This window comes from Rhizobium sp. TRM96647 (assembly GCF_025780115.1).
Taxonomy (GTDB): domain Bacteria; phylum Pseudomonadota; class Alphaproteobacteria; order Rhizobiales; family Rhizobiaceae; genus Mycoplana.
The window spans coordinates 1-3847 of record NZ_JAOXHF010000037.1 but is presented as its reverse complement, the minus strand read 5'-3'; the positions used below and the strand labels follow the sequence as shown (position 1 = coordinate 3847).

Here is a 3847-nt window from a genome sequence, read left to right as displayed (position 1 = left end):
CGGGCAACGACACGGCCTCCTATGCCGGCGCGTCCAAGGGCGTCACCGCCAGCCTGGCCAAGGCCTCGATCAACACCAATGACGCCAAGGGCGACAAGTACGTGTCGATCGAGAACCTGACGGGCACGAGCCATGCCGACAAGCTGACCGGCAACGGCAGCGCCAACGTGCTGACCGGCGGCAACGGCAACGACGTGCTGAAGGGGCAGGGTGGCAACGACACGCTCTACGGCGGCAAGGGTGCCGACGACCTCTATGGCGGCGGCGGCAGGGACGTGTTCGTGTTCAAGGCGGTGTCGGATTCGACCACGTCGGCCCGCGACACGATCTTCGATTTCGGCTCGGGCGACATCATCGACCTGAAGGCGATCGACGCCAACACGACGAAGTCGGGCAACCAGGCCTTCAGCTTCATCGGCACGGACGCCTTCTCCGACAAGGCCGGCGAACTGCGCTATTCGAAGAGCGGCAAGGACACCTACGTCACCGCCGACACCAACGGCGACGGCAAGACCGACTTCGCCCTCCATATCGACAAGCTCGTCACCCTCGACAAGGGAGACTTCCTGCTGTGAAGCGGAATGCAGACTTGAAAATGTCTGAAGGGGGCGGCCGGAAAGGCCGCCCCCCGATGCACGTCAGCGCACCGGGGCACGCGGTTCCGCCCGCTCTCTGTAAGTCCGGCCGGCCGATCGACCGGTTTCGTCTCGGCGTATCGGCGCTGGCGCTCTTGACGGCAATCGCCGTGCCGGTGTGGCCGGTGCTGGCACAGGATGCGCAAACCCAGGACGCGCAGGTCCAGGCGGAAGACCAGGCCGCGGCGGACGGCACGCCCGCGAACCCCAATGAGCCGACCGTGCTCGAGGAGATCGTGGTGACGGCCACGCGGCTCGGCGAGCGCGTGTTCGAAACGCTTTCCGGCTCCAGCGCGCTGTCGCGCGAGCAGCTCAGCGTCGAAATGCCGGGCGCCCCGGTCTCGGAGATCGTGACGCTGATCCCGAGCGTGTCGACGCAGACCTCGGCGGACGATCCCGGGACGGCGATCAACATGCGCGGCCTGCAGGACTTCGGGCGCGTCAACGTGCTCGTCGACGGTGCCCGCCAGAATTTCCAGAAGAACGGCCACGAGGCCAATGGCACCTTCTATCTCGACACCAACATGCTCAAGAGCGTCGAGGTGACGCGCGGGCCGACGGCCACCGTCTACGGCAGCGGCGCCATCGGCGGCGTGATCTCGTTCACCACCATCGACGCCGACGACGTGCTGCAGGAGGGGGCCACCAAGGGCGGCCGGGTGAAGCTCGGCTTCGACACCAACGGGCCGGGGCCGACCGTGCACGGCGAGGCCGCCGCGCGGATCGGCGACGGGGCCGATTTCGTCATCGCCGGCACGTGGTTCAAGCCCGGCGACTATACCTCCGGCGACGGGACCAAGGTGGATTCGGCGCAGAACCTGCGCTCCGGGCTGGCCAAGGCGCGCTTCCGCCCGACCGACGACCAGGAGATCACGCTCTCCGCATCCCGCTACTTCAACACCTTCGAGAACGGCAGCACCAGCGTTCGCGACATCGACGTGACCGTCGACACATTCACGGCCGGCTACCGCTACACGCCGGATTCCGATTTCTGGAACCTAAGCGCCAAGATCTATTACAGCGGGACCCTGTCCGACCAGGCGGGCACCGGTGACATCGCCGGCGACGACCAGTCCTTCAAGGTCGGCACCACCGGGCTCGACCTCTTCAACACCTCGACCTTCGATACCGGTGCGGTCACCCACGAGGTCACCTATGGCGGCGACGTGTTCCGCGACAAAGTCAGCACCGAGGACGAGTTCGGCAGCAGCGACGACCTGACGCCGCCGGGCACGCGCGTCGCCTATGGCGCCTTCATCCAGGACAAGCTGACCTGGGAATGGCTGGAGGTGATCGGGGCGCTGCGCTACGACGGCTACAGCCTGGAGAACGACGAGACCCATACCGACGGCAGCCGGCTGTCGCCCAAGCTCACCGTCGGCGTGACACCCTGGGACCCGGTGACGTTCTACGGCGGCTATTCGGAAGGCTACCGCGCTCCGGCGCTGACGGAGACGCTGATCGAGGGTTTCCACCCGCCACCGGTGATGGGGCAGTTCTTCCCCAACCCGAACCTCAAGCCGGAAGTGGCCCACACCATCGAGGCCGGCGTCAACCTGCGCTTCCAGGATCTCTTCACCGGCTCCGACCAGCTCGGCGTGAAGCTCGGCGTCTTCCGCAACGATGTCGACAACTACATCGACCAGGTCTTCATCATGTTCCCGATCCCGGGCGGGTACCAGTACCAGAACATCGCCAAGGCCCGCATCAAGGGGTTCGAGTTCGAGGCGAGCTATGACGCGGGCTTCATGTTCGCGGGCCTGGCGGGCCAGATCCTGGACGGCGAAAACCTGACGACCGGGGCGACGCTGCAGAAGGTGCCGCCCTTCCGCGCGGTCACCACGCTCGGCTTCCGCGCGCTCGACGACCGGCTGACGGCGGGGACGCGGCTGACGGTGGTGGGCAAGAAGGACGAGGACCTTTCGACCGGGTTCATCGGCGAGGCCTATCAGCTCGTGGATCTCTTCGCCCAGTTCGCGATCAACGAGACGACGACGGCCAACATCGCCCTGAACAACATCTTCGACCGCGAATACACCCAGTACCTGAACGCCGATCCGAGCCCGGGCTTCAACGCCAAGGCCTCGCTGACGATGAAATTCTAGCCCGGACGGCGCCCACGTTCACGGGCGCCGTCCACCTTGCCTGACAGGCCTTACGGGGCAGCTGGCCCATCCGCGGGGTTTCCGACGGACCGGCCGGTCGCCCGAAACGGGAGTGACGAGATGACGATCACCATCAAGCTTACCGCCGAACTCGGTTCATCGACCGGGGTCGACTTCAACACGGCGTTCACGAACTTCTTTTCGACGCTGGTGCCGACAGGCTGGCCCTATATCCTCGGCGGCTCGGGCCAGTTCGAGGGCGACCAGATCGTGCTTCTCGACAAGGTGGTGAAGGGCAAGGAGGGTGACACCAAGGCCATCATCCTCGACGGCAAGAACTTCAACTACTACTTCAACGACCACACCCTGAGCGGTACGCTGACGACCGTGCGCCTGTCGACGCTCGGCGACAGCTACAACAGTTCCGACGGCTCGTTCGACGTCGAGAACGGCCACATCGCCAATGTCGAGACGCCGATCGAGATCAGCGGGCTGAAGATCTACAACGCCTATGGCGAGCGCGGGGCCGTGCATGACGTGATCTACGGGCTGATGGGCGGCGCGCATGACGGTGGCGGCTTTTCCAAGCCCGCGGCGCTGGAGAGCTTTCTCTGGGCCGAGGCCCACAACGTGGTCGGATCGACCGGCGCGGACACCTATCGCGGCACGAAGTACAACGACACCGTCCGCGGCAATGGCGGCAACGACACGTTCGACGGCGCGGCCGGCACCGACACGGCGGTCTTCGGCGGAAAGAAGGCGAACTATACGCTGACGAAGAACAGCAACGGCAGCGTCACGGTGACCGACAACCGCTCCGGCGCCAATGACGGCCGCGATACGCTGAAGAATTTCGAGATCGCGAAGTTCTCGGACGGCAGCGTCGACCTGACGAAGCTCGGCTCGACGCCGTCGGCGAACAAGGCCCCGACGTCGATCGCGCTTTCGAAGTCGACGGTTGCGGAGAACAGCAAGAAGGGGACGACGGTCGGCACGTTCTCGGCGAAGGATCCGGAAGGCAAGGCGCTGGCCTACAAGCTGACGGATACGGCCGGCGGGCTGTTCAAGCTGTCGGGCACCAAGCTGCAGGTGGCCAAGGCGATCGAC

The 3847-nt window shown here is 65.5% G+C and carries 2 protein-coding genes and 1 pseudogene; all 3 read left to right on the top strand.

Translation table 11 applies throughout. From position 1 onward, the window contains the following. Positions 1-575: M10 family metallopeptidase C-terminal domain-containing protein (locus OCK02_RS26060; RefSeq protein WP_263815554.1), on the top strand; the 575-nt coding region annotated here is incomplete at its 5' end. 56 nt (positions 576-631) lie between these two features. After that, complete coding sequence (locus OCK02_RS26055) at positions 632-2740, top strand: TonB-dependent hemoglobin/transferrin/lactoferrin family receptor (RefSeq protein ID WP_263815553.1); 2109 nt, start codon at positions 632-634, stop codon at positions 2738-2740. Positions 2741-2860: 120 nt separating this feature from the next. Next, a pseudogene (locus OCK02_RS26050) lies at positions 2861-3847 on the top strand (hypothetical protein); the annotation flags it as partial.